This window comes from Pedococcus sp. P3_C7 (assembly GCF_056402615.1).
In genome coordinates, this window is sequence record NZ_JBFUHC010000006.1 from 222,872 (window position 1) to 241,217 (window position 18,346).

General features: G+C 70.7%; 14 protein-coding genes and 1 tRNA gene. 1 reads left to right on the forward strand and 14 read right to left on the reverse strand.

The window, feature by feature from the left end; translation table 11 throughout:
* Position 1 precedes the first annotated feature (1 nt).
* The 11 genes from AC1DS4_RS09390 to AC1DS4_RS09440 form a co-directional block, all read right to left on the reverse strand.
* The gene (locus tag AC1DS4_RS09390; RefSeq protein WP_477632760.1) at positions 2–2,071 is read right to left on the reverse strand and encodes a sensor histidine kinase; all 2,070 of its coding nucleotides are present in this window, start codon (positions 2,069–2,071) and stop codon (positions 2–4) included.
* Positions 2,068–3,516 (reverse strand): glycosyltransferase family 2 protein, encoded by a 1,449-nt coding sequence (locus tag AC1DS4_RS09395; protein ID WP_477615592.1) that lies wholly within the window; start codon positions 3,514–3,516, stop codon positions 2,068–2,070. Before AC1DS4_RS09395 ends, AC1DS4_RS09390 begins: the two co-directional genes overlap by 4 nt.
* Positions 3,513–4,565: a HEAT repeat domain-containing protein gene (locus tag AC1DS4_RS09400; RefSeq protein WP_477615593.1), complete on the reverse strand. Its 1,053-nt coding sequence runs from the start codon at positions 4,563–4,565 to the stop codon at positions 3,513–3,515. Before AC1DS4_RS09400 ends, AC1DS4_RS09395 begins: the two co-directional genes overlap by 4 nt.
* Positions 4,562–4,945, reverse strand: coding sequence for a response regulator transcription factor (locus AC1DS4_RS09405; protein ID WP_477615594.1), 384 nt, complete (start codon positions 4,943–4,945; stop codon positions 4,562–4,564). Before AC1DS4_RS09405 ends, AC1DS4_RS09400 begins: the two co-directional genes overlap by 4 nt.
* Before the next feature lie 157 nt (positions 4,946–5,102).
* Positions 5,103–7,190 carry a transcription termination factor Rho gene (gene rho, locus AC1DS4_RS09410; RefSeq protein WP_477632771.1) on the reverse strand — a complete coding sequence of 696 codons (2,088 nt, stop codon included), beginning with the start codon at positions 7,188–7,190 and terminating at the stop codon, positions 5,103–5,105.
* A gap of 286 nt (positions 7,191–7,476) precedes the next feature.
* Positions 7,477–8,439, reverse strand: a complete 963-nt coding sequence (thrB, locus tag AC1DS4_RS09415) for a homoserine kinase (RefSeq protein ID WP_477632761.1) — start codon at positions 8,437–8,439, stop codon at positions 7,477–7,479.
* Positions 8,439–9,524 (reverse strand): threonine synthase, encoded by a 1,086-nt coding sequence (gene thrC, locus AC1DS4_RS09420; RefSeq protein ID WP_477632762.1) that lies wholly within the window; start codon positions 9,522–9,524, stop codon positions 8,439–8,441. The genes thrB and thrC overlap by 1 nt, the downstream gene beginning before the upstream one ends.
* Positions 9,524–10,891 carry a homoserine dehydrogenase gene (locus AC1DS4_RS09425; protein ID WP_477615597.1) on the reverse strand — a complete coding sequence of 456 codons (1,368 nt, stop codon included), beginning with the start codon at positions 10,889–10,891 and terminating at the stop codon, positions 9,524–9,526. Before AC1DS4_RS09425 ends, thrC begins: the two co-directional genes overlap by 1 nt.
* Positions 10,892–11,058: 167 nt before the next feature.
* A complete protein-coding gene (gene lysA / locus AC1DS4_RS09430; protein ID WP_477615598.1) occupies positions 11,059–12,495 on the reverse strand; it encodes a diaminopimelate decarboxylase in 1,437 nt (478 codons plus the stop codon).
* Between the two features lie 3 nt (positions 12,496–12,498).
* The gene (gene argS / locus AC1DS4_RS09435; protein WP_477632763.1) at positions 12,499–14,145 is read right to left on the reverse strand and encodes an arginine--tRNA ligase; all 1,647 of its coding nucleotides are present in this window, start codon (positions 14,143–14,145) and stop codon (positions 12,499–12,501) included.
* 10 nt (positions 14,146–14,155) lie between these two features.
* Complete coding sequence (locus tag AC1DS4_RS09440; protein ID WP_477615600.1) at positions 14,156–14,560, reverse strand: response regulator; 405 nt, start codon at positions 14,558–14,560, stop codon at positions 14,156–14,158.
* Positions 14,561–14,619: 59 nt separating this feature from the next.
* On the opposite strand from AC1DS4_RS09440, the gene AC1DS4_RS09445 reads away from it, so the two are divergent.
* A tRNA-Arg gene (locus AC1DS4_RS09445) sits at positions 14,620–14,691 on the forward strand.
* A 79-nt stretch (positions 14,692–14,770) separates the two neighbouring features.
* On the opposite strand, the gene AC1DS4_RS09450 is transcribed toward AC1DS4_RS09445, so the two are convergent.
* The 3 genes from AC1DS4_RS09450 to AC1DS4_RS09460 form a co-directional block, all read right to left on the reverse strand.
* Positions 14,771–15,652, reverse strand: a complete 882-nt coding sequence (locus AC1DS4_RS09450) for a hypothetical protein (protein WP_477623279.1) — start codon at positions 15,650–15,652, stop codon at positions 14,771–14,773.
* A 130-nt stretch (positions 15,653–15,782) separates the two neighbouring features.
* Positions 15,783–16,817 (reverse strand): hemolysin family protein, encoded by a 1,035-nt coding sequence (locus AC1DS4_RS09455; protein WP_477632764.1) that lies wholly within the window; start codon positions 16,815–16,817, stop codon positions 15,783–15,785.
* Positions 16,814–18,205, reverse strand: a complete 1,392-nt coding sequence (locus tag AC1DS4_RS09460) for a hemolysin family protein (protein WP_477623278.1) — start codon at positions 18,203–18,205, stop codon at positions 16,814–16,816. The genes AC1DS4_RS09455 and AC1DS4_RS09460 overlap by 4 nt, the downstream gene beginning before the upstream one ends.
* Between the last annotated feature and the right edge of the window lie 141 nt (positions 18,206–18,346).

The window sequence follows — 18,346 nt, forward strand, 5'->3', positions numbered from 1 at the left end:
CCTAAACGGTGGACAGGGTGCCGACATTCCCCGTCGGCAGGGCCACCCGGATGACGGTCCCCTCGCCCTCGACCGAGTCGATGGACAGCTCGCCACCGTGGCCCTCGACGATGGCCCGCACGATTGCCAGGCCCAGACCCGTGCCGGGGATGGCGGCGGCTGTGGCGTTCGAGGCGCGGAAGAAGCGGCCGAACAGCTGCGGCAGGTCCCCCTCGGGGATGCCGATGCCGGTGTCGGCCACCGTGACGACGACGCGACCGTTGGCTTCCGCTGCGCCGATGGTTGCCTGCCCGCCGGACCTGGTGAACTTGACCGCGTTCGACCCGAGGTTGATGAGACTGCGCTCCAGCTGACCCCGGTCGACCCGGATCAGGAGTTGGGGGTCGATGGGTTCGACGACCAGCGTGACGCCGGCCGCGTCGGCCACGGGGCGCAGCATGTCGGCAACGTCCGCCACGAGCTCGTCCACGGCGACTTCCTCGACCGAGGACTGCAACCCGGTGGCCTCGATCTTGTTGAGCACGAGGAGGTCCTCGATGAGGCCCCGCAACCGGTTGGCGTTGCGTCCGATGATGTCGAGGGCACCACGTTGTCGCGTGGAGAGGTCACCGAAGTCACCGTCCTCGAGGAGCTCGAGGTAGCCGTTGATGGAGGTCAGCGGGGTCCGCAGCTCGTGCGACACGGTGGCCATGAAGTCGGTCTTCTGGCGGTCGAGTGCGGTGAGCTGGTCGACCTGCGCCTCGCGCATCTCGCGCAGCCGAAGGTCGACGATGGACTGGGCGACGTAGCCCGCACACTGCTGGACGGCCTGGATCTCGTAGCGGCGCCAGCGCCTCGGGGTGTCGACGGTCATCAGGGACAACACGCCCAGGCCCTGCTCGCCGATGCCCACGGGCACCATGAGGAGCGACTTGGCGCCGGTGGCGCGGTAGAACCGCCCGGCGCGGTCCTGCGTCTGGACCTCCGCGTGGAGGAAGTCCGAGAGGACGAACACGGTGGCTTCGCGGCGCAGCTCGTCCCCGACTTCCTTGACCTCGCCGGCGAGTGATGGTGGCAGCGCCCCGAGGTCGGGCAGGTCGTCGCGGTGCCACTGGGTCCGCTGGTCGATCACCCCCGACTCGTCGTGGGTGTAGAGCATGATCCGGTCGACGGACAGGCCCTGCCCGAGCATCGCGCAGACGGTGTGCAGGGCGGAGTCGATGTCCGGCGCCCCGTGCACCACCCGGGCGACGTCGAGCACCAGCTGGTGGGCGAGCAGGACGACCGACTGCTGCTCCTGGAGCACCTGGTTGGAGCGGGTCAGGCCGTTGAAGTCGGCAGCCAGCCCGCGAACTTCCGCGGCGCCGGTTTCGACGTCGGCCAGGGCGTCGCGGTCACCGTCACGCTGGCGCTCGACGACCGATCGCAACCGCTCCAGCGGGCCGCTGACCGATCGCTCCAGCAGCCGCCACCCACCGAGCACGATGGCCATGGCCAGCACCATGGTGCCGGCCGCGATCGCCACGATCCTCTGGACCGAGTCCCGCGCGCCCTCCCGAGCCGCGTCCCGCTCGAGTCGGATTGCCTCGTGCAGACCCCGGTTGCTGGCGCGGAACTGCCGGAACCGGTCGATCGCGTCGGCCTCGAGGACGCTGCGCGCCGACGGGGTGCCCTGCGCGCCGACCTCGGCTGCCCGCGCCGCCTTGAACCACGCGTCGACGGCAGCGCGCTGGGTGCCCAGCAACGCGGCATACCTCGAGCGGGTCTCGGCGCGGATCGTCGGTGACCTCAGGGCGCGTTCGATGGTGGCGAGGTCCGAGGAGACCGGGTCGCGCTTGAGGTCGTAGCGCGTCAGCGGGGCGGAGCCGCCGATCAGCTGGCTCCACCCGGCGTTGGCCTCGGTCATCTCGATGAGGACGGCGTTGTTGGCGTCGAAGGCGGGGCCGTAGGACAGCGTCAGCGCCTGGACGTCGCGACTCTGGCTGGTGATGTTCGAGAGCGACGCGATCGCGACGATGGGGAACAACAGGACCAGCGAGAGCCCGAGGACCCTGAGCTGTCCGGAGACCGAACGGCTGCCGAGCTTGGTCACTCGCCCGCCTCGCCGAAGCCGGTGCGGGTCATCACACCCCACACCTGCTTCTTGCGCCGCAAGCTCGCCCACCAGCCCTCGAGGCGCCACCACACGGTGAGCTGGCGGTAGCCGACGTTCTCCAGCACCGACGCGACCAGGGTGAGCCCGAGGTCGCGCCACCGTTCGTGACGGTGGAACGACCACTCCTCGGCGGCCATGGCCGACAGCGTCACGAGGACCGCGAGACCGTAGGCCAGCGCGAGGAACAGCAGCGCGTAGGGGATGTTGACCACGCCGAGGACCAGCGCGAGCGGCACGATGATGATGCCGAAGAACTCCAGCAGCGGGGCGAAGAGCTCGAAGACCCAGTAGTAGGGCAACGCGATCAGGCCGACCTTGCCGTAGCGGGGCCGCAGCAGCATGCCGCGGTAGGCCCACAGCGTCTCCCACAGCCCGCGGTGCCAGCGTCGCCGTTGGTTGCGCAGCACCGAGAAGGTGGAGGGGACCTCGGTCCACAGGACCGGCTCCGGGACGAACCCGACGCGGTAGTCGCGCTTCTCGTCGTGCAGCTTGCGATGGATGCGCAGGACCAGCTCGAAGTCCTCACCGATGCTGTCGGGGTCGAGCCCACCGACCTCGACGACGACGTCGCGGCGGAACAGGCCGAACGCCCCGCTGATCAGGATGAGGGCCCCGAAACGCGACCACCCGGTCCGGCCGAGCAGGAACGCGCGGAGGTACTCGACCACCTGGATGCGGGCCAGCCACGGCTTCGGCATCTGGACCTTGACGATGCGCCCGGAGACGACCCGACTGCCGTTGACGGGCCGGATGGCACCCCCCGCTGCCACCATGCGGATGGGGTCGTCGGCGAACGGCTGGGTCACCCGGAGCAGGGCGTCGGGCTCGAGGATCGAGTCGGCGTCGATCATGGCGACGAGTGGTTCGGTGGCCGCGTTGAGGGCGACGTTGATCGCCTCGGACCGGCCGGAGTTCTCCTTGCGCACCACGAGCAGCCGGGTCCGACCGTCACGGGGCACGTGCACGTCGATGATCCGGGCCCGGATCGGGACGTCCTGCGGGATCTCGCGCGGGATGGGGACCAGGTCGAAGGCCGCGCGCAGTCGCTCGAAGGTCGCGTCGGAGCTGCCGTCGTCGACGACGACCACCTCGTGCCGGGGATAGCGCAGCGAGAGCAGCGCCTGCACCGAGGTCACGATGCCCATCTCCTCGTTGTGGGCCGGCACGAGGAGTGAGACCCCCGGGGTCAGCGCACCACCGAAGGTCTCGACCACGGCCTCGCGACGGCGGTGCTGGGCCCGGAAGTCGATGCTGGCCAGGACGATCAGCAGGAGGTAGGAGAGGTTGATGACCGCGAAGTAGACGAGGATCGGCACCGAGCTGAAGTCCATCACCCAGACCACCGCGGCCCGGAGGCCGTCGACGGAGCCCTCCCAGCTCACGCCGCGCTCCCCTTCAGGCGGGCCAGGGCCAGTGCCGTCTCGACAGACGCGTTGGTCGGCGCCGACTCGAGCACGGCACGCCCGGCCGGGCCCAGGGCAAGGAGCGAGGTGGCCGCCATCTCGGCCAACCGCGGATCCGGGTCGCCCAGCAGCTCGCCCAGGCCGTCGACGGCAGAGGGTTCGCCGAGCTCACCCAGGGCCGCGGCGCAAGCCCGACGCAGTGATCGTGGCCGGTCCGCTGCGGTCTGGCGCAGGAGCCCCGCCACGTCCTCGGCCCGGCCCATCCGTCCGAGGGCGACCGCCGCCGCCTCACGCACGGTGTGGTCGTCGTCGCTCGCCAGGGCGACGCGCAGCGCGTCCAGGGACCGCGAGAAGCTGCCCTCTCCGCTGAGGTATGCCGCGACCGTGCGAGTGGTCGGGCTGCTCGCCGACAGGGCGTTCACCAGCGACCCGGAGATGCCGACCCCCATTCCTTCGAGGGCGTCAGCAGCGGGCCCGGCGGGGACCACGCGCTCGGCCCCGACGGCCACGAGCAGGGCGGCCGACGCCGTCGGCTCGCCGAGCCGACCCAGGGCCCTGGTGGCGGCGACGCGGACCTCCGGCGCGGGGTCGCCGAGCGCCTGGACGAGCAGCGGCAGCGCGGTGCCCACATGGCACAGGCCGAGGATGTGCGCCGCGCGTGCCCGACGCAGGGTGCTGCGGTCGCGCAGGTCGTGGGGTGCGCGGTCTACGGCGCCATGGACGAGGAGCACCGACGCCAGCTCCTCGGCCGGGACCCCGCGCACCTTGCCCAGGAGCTCGAGGACGACGTCATCCACTGCCTCGCGGGCGGGACCGTCCACCTCCATGAGGGCGTCACGATGGCTCCCGTCATCGTCCTCACCGGAGGCGACAGCGAGCAGGTGCGCACGATGGGGTGCGACGAGCTCCGCGGTGCGTCGCTCGCGGACGGTGCGCGACACCTTGGTGAGCACGATGAGCAGCACCAGGGCAAGACAGGCCAGCAGGACCAGAGCTGAGGAGGCCCACAGCAGGTCGTGCCGGGTCACCGGACGCGCGCCAGGATCCCGTTGACCCGGTGCAACAGCTCTCGTGGACTGAACGGCTTGATGACATAGTCGTCGGCGCCGACGGCGAAGCCGGTGTCGACGTCGCTGTCTCGCGACTTCGCGCTGAGCAACAGGACCGGGACGGTGGCGGCACCGCTGTCCCGGATCTTGCGCAGCACGTCGATGCCCGAGAGGCCGGGCATCATCACGTCGAGGATGACGAGCGCGGGCGCCTCCGCCTGGAACGCCTCCCAGGCGCTCAGTCCGTCTGGAACAGCCTGCACGGCATAACCGGCTTGGGTGAGTTTGAACTCGACGAGATCGCGAATATCCGGGTCGTCGTCAGCGACGAGCACTCGGATTGCCTCTGCCGCGGTCACTGCCATTCCCTTCGGTCGTCGTGCAGTTGGTGGTTCGCGTACCCATGCTAGGCCGTGCGACACGCAACTGGGGTCCGACACCACCTGGTGGCGGACCCCAGCCCGTTGTCGTGCCGGTTGTCAGGCCGGCTGTCGCCGCCGACAAGTCCGGTCGGAGTCAGTCCTTGTCGCCGTCATCCAGGCGGATGGACGAGTTCTGCTGGACCTGGATGAGGAACTCCATGTTGCTCTTGGTCTTCTTGAGCCGGTCGATCAGGAGCTCGATCCCCTGCTGCTGGTCGAGCGCGGCCAGGACCCTCCGGAGCTTCCACATGATCTTGAGCTCGTCGCCCGACAGGAGGATCTCCTCCTTGCGGGTGCCCGAGTTGTTGATGTCGACCGCTGGGAAGATCCGGCGGTTGGCCAGGCCACGGTCGAGCTTGAGCTCCATGTTCCCGGTGCCCTTGAACTCCTCGAAGATGACCTCGTCCATGCGGGACCCGGTCTCGACGAGGGCGGTCGCGAGGATTGTCAGGGACCCGCCGTTCTCGATGTTGCGCGCGGCCCCGAAGAACTTCTTCGGCGGGTAGAGCGCCGCGGAGTCGACACCACCGGACAGGATGCGCCCGCTCGCCGGGGCGGAGAGGTTGTAGGCGCGACCCAGCTTGGTGATCGAGTCGAGCAGCACGACCACGTCGTGGCCCATCTCGACGAGACGCTTGGCCCGCTCGATCGCGAGCTCGGCGACCGTCGTGTGGTCCTCGGCCGGCCGGTCGAAGGTCGAGGAGATGACCTCACCCTTGACCGCGCGCTGCATGTCGGTGACTTCCTCGGGACGCTCGTCCACGAGCACGACCATCAGGTGGCACTCGGGGTTGTTCGTCGTGATGGCGTTCGCGATGGCCTGCATGACCATCGTCTTGCCGGCCTTCGCCGGGGCGACGATGAGGCCGCGCTGGCCCTTGCCGATCGGCGCGACGAGGTCGATCACGCGGGTGGTGAGGATGCCCGGCTCGGTCTCGAGGCGCAGGCGCTGCTGGGGGTACAGCGGCGTGAGCTTGCCGAACTCGACCCGCTTGCGGGCATCGTCGGGGGTCATCCCGTTGACGGTGTCGAGGCGCACCAGGGCGTTGAACTTCTGCCGCTGGTTCTGCTGGGAGTCCTCGCGCTGGGCCTTCACGGCACCGGTGACCGCGTCACCCTTGCGCATGCCGTTCTTCTTGACCATGCCGAGCGGGACGTAGACGTCGCCGGGGCCCGGCAGGTAGCCGGAGGTGCGGACGAAGGCGTAGTTGTCGAGCACGTCGAGGATGCCCGCGACGGGCACGAGGACGTCGTCCTCCTCTACCATCGGCTCGTTCTCGTAGTCGCTGCCGTAGTCGCCGCGCTGCCCGCGCTTGTCACGGCTGCGGTTCCGGTTGCGGTTGCGGCGACGTCCGCCGCGGCCGTCGCCGTCGTCGTCGTAGCCCTGCTGGTCCTGCTGGCCCTGCTGGCCCTGCTGACCCTGGTTGCGCTGGCCGCCCTGCTGGCCCTGACCGGCCGCCCCGCCCTGCTGGCGGCCACCCCGGTCGTCGCGGTCGTCGCGGTTGTCCCGGTCGCCCTGGAAACGGTCGTCGCGGTTCTGCCGGTCGGCCTGCTGACGCTCGCGCCGGTCGCCCTGGAAGCGGTCGTCGCGGTTGTCGCGGGTCTGTGCGGCGTCCCGGTTCTGGTCCCGGTTCTGGTCGCGGTTCTGGTCCCGGTTCTGGTCGCGGCCCACCTGGTCGCGGTCCGGTCCACGGTCCTGCTGGTCGCGGTCCGGTCCACGGTCCTGCTGGTCGCCGTCGCGCGCGCCTTCGCGGTTCTGGCGCTGAGCCTGCAGGCGCGCTGCCCGGTCGGCCCGGTTGCGGTTCGGGCGCTCGCCCTGGGGGCGCTCCCCCCGGTCGCCCTGCTCGCCGCGCTCGGCTCGGTCGCCCTGCTCGCCGCGCTCGGCGCGGTCGCCCTGCTCGGCACGGTCGGCGCGGTCGCCGCGCTCGGCACGGTCGCCGCGCTCGGCGCGGGACTGCGGGCCCGACTCCTGCCCTGACTGCTGCTCACTGCCGGTCTGCTGGTCGGTGGCGGGCGCTTCGGCCCGGGCCGGACGCTCCTGCTGCGGGGCGGCCCGGCGTGCCGGCGCTCCTGCTCCGGACTGGCGGTCCTTGATGGCGGTGACGAGGTCACCCTTGCGCATCTTGGCGGTGCCGGTGATGCCCATGCTGGCGGCCAGGCCCTGGAGCTCGGCAACCTTCATGGTGCTCAGTGCGCCGGAGCGGCGCGGCTTCTCGTCCTGCGTACCCGCAGAGTCGAGAGTGGTGGTGTCTGTCACGAAGGATCCTTCCCCCTCGTTCGCGGTCCGGTGTTCAGATCCCGGACCGGTGCTTGGGTCAGAAGTGCTGACCGATGGAGCCACATGCAGCACAGGGAGGCGTGGCAGCACGAAGGCCGCCGACATGTGGTGGGTGCAGTTCGCTGCTGGATGCGCAAGAGGAGGCATCGGCTGCGAGTGCGCACCCAATGTAACACCGTTGGCGCTTGCGTCAGTCCCGACTGCCCAGAATGTCCCCTCCGTGTCGCAGGCGCCTGACCTGCGCACCTGTCTCCGGGATGCCCGGGTCGAGGACCTTCCACGAGTCGCCAGCCTCCCCGGCGATGGCGGACACCTGGTCGTCGGTGGTGAGGACGAGCACCGAGGGTCCGGCCCCCGAGATCACGGCTGCGTGGCCGCGGTCGCGCAGCTCGTCGACGACGGCCATGGACGCCGGGAAGGAGTCCCTGCGCGCCTCCTGGTGCAGCCACTCCCGGGTGGCCGCCAGCAGGTATGCCGGCTGGCTGGTCAACGCCTGGACGAGCAGGGCCGCGCGGGCCGAGTTCAGGGCGGCGTCACCGTGCCGGATGTGGGTCGGCAGGACCGACCGTGCCTTCGCGGTGGACAGCTGGGCCGCCGGGACGAGCACCAGCGCACGCACGTCGCGATGGGGCTGGAGGCGAAGGGTCTGGGTGCCGCCCTCGGGCGAGTCGGCCCAGGACAGCGTGAGACCTCCGTACACCGACGCCGACGAGTTGTCCGGGTGCCCTTCGAGGCGGGCCGCCAGGTCGTTGGTGAAGGTGAGGTCGAGCGGATCGGTGACCCCGCGGCATACGTCGTGAAGTGCTTGTGCCGCAACGATTCCGGTCACGATCGCCGTGGCGGAGGACCCCAGTCCGCGGCCGTGCGGCACCTCGTTGCGACACTCCAGGTGCAGTCCGGCGGCAGGCTGGGTGCCGAGCTCCTCCCACGCCCGCACCATGGCGCGGACGACCAGGTGGCTGGCATCGCGGGGGACCTCGTCGGCCCCCTCCCCGTCGACGTCGATCCGCACGCCGGGCTCGTCGGTCACGGTCGCGACGCAGGTGTCCCAGAGTCCGAGGGCCAGCCCGACCGAGTCGAATCCCGGCCCCAGGTTCGCGCTGCTGGCCGGCACCCGCACCTGCACGGAGCTGCCGGCGAGGAGCTCGCCCATCAGTCCTGCAGCCCCAGGGCCTGCGCGGCCGTGAAGGCGTCCACCGGCACCCGCGTCGGGGTGACGTCGGAGCCGTCGGCGTTCCTGAGCGCCCACTGCGGATCCTTCAACCCGTGCCCGGTGACCGTGCAGACGATCGTTGCACCGGCGGGGACGTGTCCCGCCTCGGCAGCCTGCAGGAGGCCGGCGACCGACGCCGCCGAGCCGGGCTCGACGAAGATCCCCTCGCGCGCCGAGAGGATCCGGTGCGCGGTGAGGATCTGCTCGTCCGTGACGGACTCGATCCGGCCGCCGGACTCGTCGCGGGCGGCCTCGGCCTGCTTCCACGAGGCGGGGTTGCCGATGCGGATCGCCGTGGCGATCGTGTCGGGGTCGTCGACGGGGTGTCCCAGGACGATGGGTGCGGCACCGGCTGCCTGGAAGCCCCACATCTGCGGGAGCCTCGAGGCCGGGCCGGGCTGCTCGCTGCTGAGGTGGTACTCGCGGTAGCCCTTCCAGTAGGCGGTGATGTTGCCCGCGTTGCCCACCGGGAGGCAGTGGATGTCGGGGGCGTCGCCGAGCGCGTCCACGACCTCGAAGGAGGCGGTCTTCTGGCCCTCGATCCGCGCCGGGTTGACCGAGTTGACCAGCTCGACGGGATAGGACTCGGCCAGCTTGCGAGCCAGCGTGAGGCAGTCGTCGAAGTTGCCGTCCACCTGGAGCAGGGTCGCGCCGTGCGCGATCGCCTGGCTGAGCTTGCCCATGGCGATCTTGCCGTCGGGGACGAGCACCGCGCAGGCCATGCCCGCCTTGGTGGCATAGGCCGCCGCGCTGGCGCTGGTGTTGCCGGTCGATGCGCAGATCACGGCCTTGGCGCCGTGCTTTGCGGCCAGCGAGATCGCCGCCGTCATCCCCCGGTCCTTGAAGGACCCCGTCGGGTTCAGTCCCTCGTACTTCACGAAGACCTGTGCCCCGGTGAGCTCGGACAGGTGCTCCGCGGGGATCAGCGGCGTGCCGCCCTCCTGGAGCGTCACCACAGGTGCGCCCTGGAGCATCGGCAACCGGTCGGCATACTCGCGGATCACCCCGCGCCACAGCCCGGCCATCACTCCCCCTCGACCCGCATGACCGACACGACCTCGCGGACGGTGTCGAGCCCGGCGAGGGCCTCGACGGTCGCCGCGAGGGCGGCGTCCGGGGCGATGTGCGTCACGACGATGAGGTTGGCGCGGGTCTCGGCGGCGTCGCCGTCGGGGCTGTCCGGGTCGGCGGCGATGAGGTGCTGGCGGACCGTCTCGATCGACACGCCGTGCTCGGCGAACGCCGTCGCGACCTGGGCGAGGACGCCCGGGCGGTCTGCCACGTCGAGGCTGATGTGGTACCTCGTGAGGGCCTGACCCATGTCGAGCACGGGCAGGTCGGCGTAGGCCGACTCGCCGGGGCCACGGCCGCCGCCGACGCGGTGCCGGGCCACGGCGACCACGTCACCGAGCACGGCGCTGGCGGTGGGGTCACCTCCGGCACCCTTGCCGTAGAACATCAGCTGGCCGGCCGCATCGGCCTCCACGAAGACCGCGTTGAAGGCATCGCGCACCCCGCCGAGGGGGTGCGACCGAGGGATCATGGCCGGGTGCACCCGGACGCTGACGCCGGGCGCGAGCCTGCCGTCGGCGCCGACGACCTCGGTGCGCTCGCAGATCGCGAGAAGCTTGACGACACAGTCCATCTCGCGTGCGGCCTGGATGTCCGCAGCGGACACCTCGGTGATCCCCTCGCGGTAGACCTGGTCGCTGGAGACGCGCGTGTGGAAGGCGAGTGAGGCGAGGATGGCGGCCTTGGCGGCGGCGTCGAAGCCCTCGACGTCGGCTGTCGGGTCGGCCTCGGCATAGCCGAGCGCCTGTGCCTGCTCGACGGCCTCGGCAAACCCCATGCCCGTCGAGTCCATCTTGTCGAGGACGTAGTTGGTGGTGCCGTTGACGATGCCGAGCACCTTGCGCACGTCGTCGCCGGCGAGCGACTCGCGGATCGGCCGCAGGATCGGGATGGCCCCGGCGACCGCGGCCTCGTAGTAGAGGTCGACGCCGTGCTCTGCCGCGGCGGCGTACAGGGCGGGACCCGCCTCGGCCAGCAGCGCCTTGTTGGCGGACACCACGGAGGCGCCGTTCTTCATGGCCAGCTCGATGAGGGTCCTGGCCGGCTCGATGCCCCCGATCACCTCGATGACGATGTCGGCGGAGGTGATGATCGACTCGGCGTCGGTCGTGAAGAGGGCGGGATCGACGGGCAGGTCGGAGCGGTCCTTGCCGGCCCGGCGCACCGCGATGCCGATCAGCTCGAGGGGCCGACCCACACGGGCCGCGAGGTCGTCGGAGTGCTGCGTGAGCATCCGGGCCACGGACGAGCCGACGACACCGCACCCGAGCAGTGCCACCCTCAGCGGCCGCTCGGCCGTTGCCTGCTCGCTCTCACTCACGCTGACTTCCCTCACTGCGTGCTCCTCGCGCCCTGGTGGGCCTGCTGCTGGATCCAGGCCATCGTGCCCGGATCCCGGCCATCGTGCCGGTGTCCACGGTGTGGACGCTCATTGTTCCGTCATCCGGACGAACTGTCGCTGCCGCGTCCATCCGCGCCAATCCTTCGTCAGCCAACGTCCAGCGCCAGCAGATCCTCCACGGTCTCGCGGCGGACGAGGACCCGGGCCCGACCGTCGCGGACGGCGACCACCGGGGGTCGCGGGGTGTGGTTGTACTGGCTGGCCATGGAGCGGCAGTAGGCGCCCGTGCCGGGGACGGCGATCAGGTCGCCCGCGGTGATGTCGTCAGGCAGGTACTCGTCCATGACGACGATGTCGCCGCTCTCGCAGTGCTTGCCGACCACGCGGGCAAGCCGTGGCGCGGCGTCCGAGCGGCGGCTGGCCAGCGTGCAGGAGTAGTCGGCGTCATAGAGGGCGGTCCGGATGTTGTCGCTCATCCCGCCGTCGACCGAGACGTACGTGCGGGCCATCCCCCCGCCGAGATCGACGTCCTTGACCGTGCCGACCTCGTAGAGCGTGAAGGTGCTCGGGCCCACGATGGCGCGTCCCGGTTCGATCGAGATCCTCGGCGTGGGGGTGTCAGGACTCCCGTCGCCGACCGCCTTGAGCTCGCGCCGGACGAGGTCGGCCATCTGTTCACCCAGCTCGCGGGGTGACAGCGGGGTGTGTTCGGTGGTGTACGCGATCCCGTAGCCGCCACCGAGGTCCAGCTCGGGCAGGTGGAGGCCGTGCTCTCTCGCCACCTCGGCATGCAACCCGATCAGGCGCCGGGCCGAGACCTCGAAGCCTGCGGTGTCGAAGATCTGGCTGCCGATGTGGGAGTGCAGTCCCAGGAGCTCGAGCCGGTCGCCGTGCGCGAGGATGCGGCTGACCGCCTCGGCGGCCTTGCCACCGGCCAGGGAGAAGCCGAACTTCTGGTCCTCGTGGGCGGTGGCGATGAACTCGTGGGTGTGCGCCTCGACCCCGACCGTGACGCGCACCATGACGGGTGCCCGGACGCCGAGCTCGCCGGCGACGTCCGCGACGCGGTCGATCTCCTCGAAGGAGTCGACGACGATCCGTCCCACGCCGTAGTCCAGTGCTTGGCGGATCTCGGCCACCGACTTGTTGTTGCCGTGCAACCCGATCCGCTCTGCGGGGAAGCCCGCCCGCTGCGCCACCGCCAGCTCACCACCCGAGCAGACGTCGAGGCACAGGCCCTCGTCGGCCACCCACCGTGCCACCTCGGTGCACAGGAACGCCTTGCCGGCATAGAACACGTCGACCCCGCCGAGCTCTGCGAACGGCTCGGCGAACTCGTCGCGGAAGGCCCGCGCCCGGGCGCGGAAGTCCTCCTCGTCGACGACGTATGCCGCGGTGCCGAACTCGCGCGCGATGCTCACGACGTCGAGACCCCCGACGGTCAGCCGTCCCTGCGCATCACGACCGATCGTCTGTGGCCAGAGCTGCGGCAGCAGCTCCATGACGTCGGTGGGCCACGGCAGCCAGTGCGGCGGTCCGCCGTATCCCTCGGCGTGGAGGGCTCCAGCCTCGTGAGCGCGCATGGGCTACATCCTGTCGGGTGCGGAGACCCCCAGGAGGTCCAGTCCGTTGGCCAAGACCTGGCGGGTGGCGTCGTTGAGCCACAGCCGGGTGCGGTGGAGGTCGGTGATCTCCTCGTCGGCGGTCATCGGCCGCACGCGGCACGTGTCGTACCACTTGTGGAAGTGCCCCGCGAGGTCCTCGAGGTAGCGGGCGACCCGGTGCGGCTCACGCAGGTGGGCTGCATGGGCCACGACCCGCGGGAAGTCGCCGAGGATCGCCAGCAGCGACGCCTCGGTCGGGTCGGTCAGCAGGGACGGGTCGAACCCGTCCTGCCGCACCACCCCGTCCTCGTTGGCGAGCCGCGCGACGTTGGAGGTCCTGGCGTGGGCGTACTGCACGTAGAACACGGGGTTGTCGTTGGTCTGCTTGCGCAGCTCCTCCCCCTCGAGCGAGAGCGGGCTGTCGGCGGGGTAGCGGGCGAGGGAGTAGCGGATCGAGTCGGTCCCGATCCAGTTGATCAGGTCGCGCAGCTCGATGATGTTGCCGGCCCGCTTGGACAGCTTGGCGCCGCCGAGGTTGACCAGCTGGCCGATCTGGACCTCGATGTTGTGCTCTTTGTCGTCGCCCGCGCAGGCCGCGATCGCCTTGAGCCGGTTGATGTAGCCGTGGTGGTCGGCGCCCAGCAGGTAGATCTTCTCGTCGAAGCCGCGGTCCTTCTTGCTCAGGTAGTAGGCGGCATCCGCGGCGAAGTACGTGGGCTCGCCGTTGGCGCGCACCAGCACGCGGTCCTTGTCGTCGCCGAAGTCGGTGGTGCGCAGCCAGATGGCACCGTCCTTGTCGAAGACGTGCCCTTGTTCGCGCAGGCGATCCACTGCCCGCTCCACCGCACCCGAAGCGTGCAGCTCGGCCTCGGAGAACCACACGTCGAACGTGACGCCGAAGTCGGTGAGGGTGTCCTGGATGTCCTTGAGCTGGGCCCGGTAGGCCACGGCCCGGGTCACGGCCAACGCCTCGTCCTCGGGCAGCTCGAGCAGGTCCGGCTGGGCTGCGAGCACCTGCGCGGCGAGGTCGTCGACATAGGCGCCGGGATAGCCACCCTCAGGGGTCGGCTCCCCCTTGGCCCGCGCCAGCACCGACCCGGCGAACTTGTCCATCTGCGCGCCGGCGTCGTTGATGTAGTACTCGGCCTTGACGTCGGCCCCGGAGGCCAGCAGCAGCCGGTGCATCGAGTCACCGAGGGCGGCCCAGCGGGTGTGACCGAGGTGCAGCGGCCCCGTGGGGTTCGCCGAGATGTACTCGAGGTTGATGACGTGGCCGGCCTCGGAGTCGTTGCGGCCGTAGGCCTGACCGGCCTCGACGATGGACCGGGCGAGCTCGCCGGCCGATGACGCGTCGAGCGTGATGTTGAGGAAACCGGGGCCGGCGATGTCGACGGCCTTCACGCCGGCCACCTGGCCGAGGCGCTCGGCGAGCGGGGTGGCCACGTCTCGCGGCGGCATACCCGCGCCCTTGGCGAGCTGGAGCGCGATGTTGGTGGACCAGTCCCCGTGGTCGCGGTTGCGGGGTCGCTCCACGCGAACCTCCGCCGGCACGTCCACGCGGAGGTCGCCGGCGGCGACGGCTTCGACCAGGGCGGCGCGGATGGCTGCGGAGAGCTCTTCGGGAGTCACCCGGGCAAGTCTAGGGCGCGGGCTGGTGTGCCCTGCCCTCGGCCATGAAGCCGCCGACGAGCTTCATGAGGTAGTCCGGGTCGAAGGGTTTGGACACGAACGCGTCGAGCCCCGACCCCTCGGCCTGCACCCGGTCGTGCTGCTGGACGGAAGCCGTCACCATGATCACCGGGACGTTGGCCAGCCGGGGGTCCGCGCGGATCTGGGAGATCGCCCACCAGCCGTCGCGAGGACTCATCTGGGCATCGAGGGTGATGACTCCGGGTACGTCGGTGCGCGCGCGCAGCTCGTCCACCAGCTGCGCACCGTCAGCCGCCTCGCGGACGTCGTAGCCCTCGAGCTCGAGGTTGACCCGGATGAGGCGCCTGATCTGCTCGGTGTCGTCGCAGACGTACACCAGTCCCCCTGGTTCCATGGGGCCCACCCTAGGCTGCTAACCTCGGCTCGCGCCTCCCTCGCGGGGCGCACGTGTCCGCCCCCGTAGCTCAGGGGATAGAGCACCGCCCTCCGGAGGCGGTGGCGCAGGTTCGAATCCTGCCGGGGGCACACAGGTCGAGAGGCCCGGAACGAATGTCCAGCCCATCGCTGGACGTCAGTTCCGGGCCTCTCGTCATGGGCCCGCGCGTCAGACCAGGTGTGCCGCGAGCCTGGCCAGCAGCCCGGCCTGTCTCGCTGCGTTGTAGTAGTCGCGCTTGGTCATCTCCACGTACTTCCAGCCGTCGTCCTCGAGCAGCAGCCGTCGCGAGATGTCGTCATCTCCACGGCGGAACGACTCGAAGTGGTCGCTGCCCTGGTACTCGGCCAGGACGCGCCGCTCACGCCAGACGAAATCGGCCCGGCACAGAAAGCCACCACCTGGGTGGGTGATCACGGCGTTGAGCTCCGGCTCCGGCAGGCCGGCCCGATGGAAGACCAGTCGACAACGGGACTCCATGGGTGAGTCAGAGCCGACCCGGACCAGTCCGAGGGCTGCCCTGAGCGCGACGGCGCCCCTCGGCCGTACCCGCCGCAGTAGCGCATCGCGCAGCGGCGTCACGTCTGCGAGCCGCCGCGCCACGGCGTCGCCAACCACCACCAGGTCATCCAGCTCGAGGGTCTCGCCCACGTCGCACCACGTGTCCTCGAGCGAGGTGAGGAGCAGGCCGTGGTTCCTGGCGGTCGCCCGGGACTCCAATCCGCGCCTTCCGACGCAGCCGCGCCGGCGGACCCGCGCCACCGAGGTCGCCCGCATGGCGTCGATCGGACCGTCCTCCAGCTCACGCGGCAGAGGGAGCCCCCACAACCGGGCAGCCGTGAGGTGGGAGAAGGCAACATCGGAGGGGAGCGCGACCCGGGTCGCGACGACCCGGTCCCGGAAGGTCTCGGGCGTCGCCAGGGAGCGGACCCCGTGCGTGGGTCGACTCAGGTCCGGCCCTCCGAGGCGACTCGTCCCGAGGCCCGCCGCCCTGGCCTGCGCCACCGTGAAGGCTCCACCCTGCAGGGCCACGGGGATGGGGATGCGCGGCATGCGTTCAGGGTGCGGTATGCCGCGTGCCTTCGTGCCTCGTCATCCACAGACTCCTCGCGAGAGGCCACAAATCGACGGCCGACCGGCTCAGGAGAGTGAGTTCCTGACCACTCGACCGGGCAGGTGGAGGTCAGCGTTGGGAGGCGTCGGTGACCTCGCCGACCAGCTCCTCGATGACGTCCTCGAGGAAGACCACACCGATGTCACGGCCTTCTGGGTCGACCACCCGCGCGAGGTGCGCGCCGGTGCGCTGCATCGTGCGGAGCACCTCCTCGACCTCGTCGGCGGCCTGCACCGTCGCGAGCTTGCGGACCCGCTTCACCGGGACGGCGATGTCGCGTTCGGTGTCGTCGGCGTAGAGCACGTCCTTGAGGTGGAGGTAGCCGGTGAGCTCTCCGGCCCGGTTCAGCAGGGGGTAGCGCGAGAACCCCCGCTTGGCGACGAGTCGCTCGACGTCGTCAGGGGTTGCCGTCAGCGGCAGCGTCACCAGGTCGTCCAGCGCCACCGCGACGTCCACCGCGTCCTTGTCGCTGAACTCCAGGGCAGCGCCGACCAGGCCGTGCTGGCCCTCCTCGATCAGCCCCTCGTGCCTGCTCTCGGCCAGGATGTGCTCGACCTCCTCGACCGTGAACGCCGACGTGATCTCGTCCTTGGGCTCCACGCCGAACAGTCGCACCAGCGACTTCGCGATGGCCTCCATGACCCAGATGATCGGACGCAGTGCCTTGGTGACGAACAGCAGGACGGGCACGAGGATCAGTGCCGAGCGCTCGGGTCCGGCCAGCGCGAGGTTCTTGGGGATCATCTCGCCGACCACAACGTGCAGGTAGACGACGACCAGCAGGGCCAGGGCGAGGGCCACGCCGTCGGTGACCCCGTCGGGCAGGGACAGGTGGTGGACGACGGGTTCGAGGGCATGGTGGAGGGCGGACTCGGAGATGGCGCCCAGGAGCACCGAGCACACCGTGATGCCGAGCTGGGCACAGGCCAGGAGCGATCCCATCTGCTCGAGGGCGTCGAGGCAGACCTGGGCCCGGCGCGACCCCGAGGCGGCCAGGGGTTCGAGGGTGGAGCGTCGAGCCGACATCGCAGCGAACTCCGCACCCACGAAGAAGGCGTTCAGCAGGAGCAGCAGGATGGTGACCCAGACGGCGCCGGTGCTCACGACTCCACCTGGCCGTCGCCGACCGGACGTGCCCCGCCGCGAGAGCCACCGTCGGCACTGCCCTCGACCTCGCCGTCGGCACCACCCTCGGTGGTCGCCAGCGGGACGAACCGCAGCCGGTCGGCCCGCATGCCGTCCATGGCGAGGACCGTGATCTCCCAGCCGGGGATCCTGACGGTGTCACCGACCGCGGGGATCCGGCCGAGCTCGGCCATCACGAAGCCACCGGTCGTCTCATAGGCAGGTCCGTCCGGGACCACCGCTCCCAGGCGTTCGCGCACCTCGTCGGGTCGCCACAGCCCGGGCACCGTCCACGACCCGTCGGTGAACTCGCGGCCGGTCGTGCGGAAGACGTCGTGCTCGTCGGACACCTCGCCGACGATCTCCTCGACGACGTCCTCCAACGTGACGATGCCGGCCGTACCGCCGTACTCGTCGACGACGATCGCCAGCTGGAGTCCGTGCTCGCGCAGCATCAGCAGCAACGGGTCGAGCCGGATCGTCTCCGGCACCAGCAGCGGCGGCACCATCAGCGCCGACACGGGCACGTCGTCACGCCGTTCGTGGGGCACGGCGATCGCGCGCTTGACGTGCACGACGCCGTCGATGTCGTCCCAGTCCTCGCCGGTGACGGGGAAACGCGAGTGGCCCGTGCGCCGGGCCAGCCGCACGACGTCCTCGGCGGTGGCGGTGCGCTCGATCGACGAGGCCCTGGCCCTCGGGCTCATCACGTCGGCGGCGGTCTGCTCACCGAAGTCCAGCGACTTGGTGACCAGCCGCGCGGTGCCCGGGTCGAGCGTCCCCGCCTGGGCGGAGCGTCGCACCAGCGATGCGAGCTCCTGTGGTGTGCGGGCACCGGACAGCTCCTCGCGAGGTGTGATGCCCAGCGCGCGCAGGAACAGGTTGGCCGAGCCGTTGAGCACGAAGATCAGGGGGCGGGCCACCAGCGCGAACCCCCGCACCGGCATCGCCACGATCTTGGCCGTGGCCAGTGGCGCGGAGATGCCGAGGAACTGCGGGAGCAGCTCACCGAACACCATCGAGAACAGCGTCGCGATCAGCAGCGCCAGTCCGGCGGCCACCGAGTCGAGCGTCGAACCGCTCAGCCCCAAGGCTCTCAGCGGCGTCTCGAGCAGCGCACCGAGCGAGGGTGTCGCGAGGAACCCGAGGACCAGCGTGGTCAGCGTGATGCCGACCTGGGCCGCCGAGAGCTGGGTCGAGAGCCGTCGCAGCGACCCGAGGACCACCTCGGCTCGCGCGTCCCCCGCGTCCACCGCCTTCTGCACCGTCGGCCGGTCGAGGGCGACCAGGGAGAACTCCGTGGCCACGAAGATGGCTGTGCCGATCGTCAAACCCACGCCGGTCAGGACCAGCAACCATTCGGTCATAGTGCGGACATCCTAAGGTCCGGGCCGCGTCCCAGCCGACTCGCCGGCGACGGCGGGGTATGCCGCGGGGCCGGCCCCGCGGCATACCTCACGCGGGGGCGCGGGGCCCGGCGGCGCGTCGACCCGACAACCCGGTTGACC